The sequence below is a fragment of the Streptomyces sp. NPDC047515 genome, from assembly GCF_040643055.1.
Taxonomy (GTDB): domain Bacteria; phylum Actinomycetota; class Actinomycetes; order Streptomycetales; family Streptomycetaceae; genus Streptomyces.
Genome location: NZ_JBEYTM010000178.1, coordinates 1 through 1,224 on the forward strand (window position 1 = coordinate 1; position 1,224 = coordinate 1,224).

Annotated in this window: 1 protein-coding gene and 1 pseudogene; both read right to left on the reverse strand. The window is 66.3% G+C overall.

The annotated features are described in order from the left end of the window. A pseudogene (locus tag ABZ826_RS39410) lies at positions 1 to 367 on the reverse strand (electron transfer flavoprotein subunit alpha/FixB family protein); the annotation flags it as partial. Positions 368 to 424: 57 nt separating this feature from the next. Further along, complete coding sequence (locus tag ABZ826_RS39415) at positions 425 to 1,210, reverse strand: electron transfer flavoprotein subunit beta/FixA family protein (protein ID WP_361459421.1); 786 nt, start codon at positions 1,208 to 1,210, stop codon at positions 425 to 427. Positions 1,211 to 1,224 lie beyond the last annotated feature (14 nt).

The following is a 1,224-nucleotide window of genomic DNA, read 5'->3' on the forward strand; positions in this document are numbered from 1 at the left end:
CCTCACCGGCCTCCAGATCCACCGCGTCCGTGATGACACCCGACCCGATCCGCACCGCCAGACGCGCCGCGATCTCCTTGCCCTCCGCCGACGACGGCACCAACACCGCCACCGGCGACACCGCACCCACAGCGGCCTGCAGCGCATCCACCTTCGGCACGACCAGAAAATCAGCGAACTCCGGCGCCTCAGCGGTCAAAACCCGCACCGCACCATGCTCACCCAGCACACCCGCCGTACCCGCCGCACCACCACCCAACGCCACCGCCACCGGCTCACCGATCCGGCGCGCCAAAGTCAACAGCTCCAGCGTGGGCTTGCGGACAGCACCGTCCACGTGATCGACAAAGACAAGAACTTCAGCCATGGGACTTCAATCTCCTGCGAGTAACGAAGAAACGGGAACCTTGAGGAACCACGCGCCTCAGATGAACTTCTGACCGGCCAGGAACTCGGCCAGCTGCCTGCCGCCCTCGCCCTCGTCCTTCACGATCGTGCCCGCCGTACGCGCCGGACGCTCCACCGCCGAATCCACCACCGTCCACGCACCCGCCAGACCCACCTCACCGGCCTCGATCCCCAGATCCCCCAGATCCCAGGACTGCACCGGCTTCTTCTTCGCCGCCATGATCCCCTTGAACGACGGATACCGCGCCTCACCCGACTGGTCCGTCACCGACACCACCGCCGGCAACGACGCCTCCAGCCACTCCGACGCCGTGTCACCGTCCCGCCGCCCCCGCACGACCCCACCCTCGACCGACACCTCCGACAGCAACGTCACCTGCGGAACACCCAGCCGCTCCGCCAACAACGCAGGAACCACACCCATCGTCCCGTCCGTCGACGCCATCCCCGAGACGACCAGGTCAAAACCGGCCTTCTCCACCGCCCTGGCCAACACCAGCGACGTCCCCATCACATCCGAACCGTGCAGATCGTCGTCCTCGACATGAACAGCCTTGTCCGCACCCATCGACAACGCCTTGCGCAACGCGTCCTTCGCATCCTCCGGACCCACCGTCAGCACAGTCACCTCCGCGCCATCCGCCCCGCCCGCGATCTGCAACGCCTGCTCCACCGCGTACTCGTCCAGCTCCGACAACAGACCGTCGACATCCTCACGGTCCAACGTCAGATCATCGGCGAAATGCCGGTCACCCGTGGCGTCGGGCACGTACTTCACACAGACAACGATCCTCAAGCTCACGCCGGCTCTCCTAC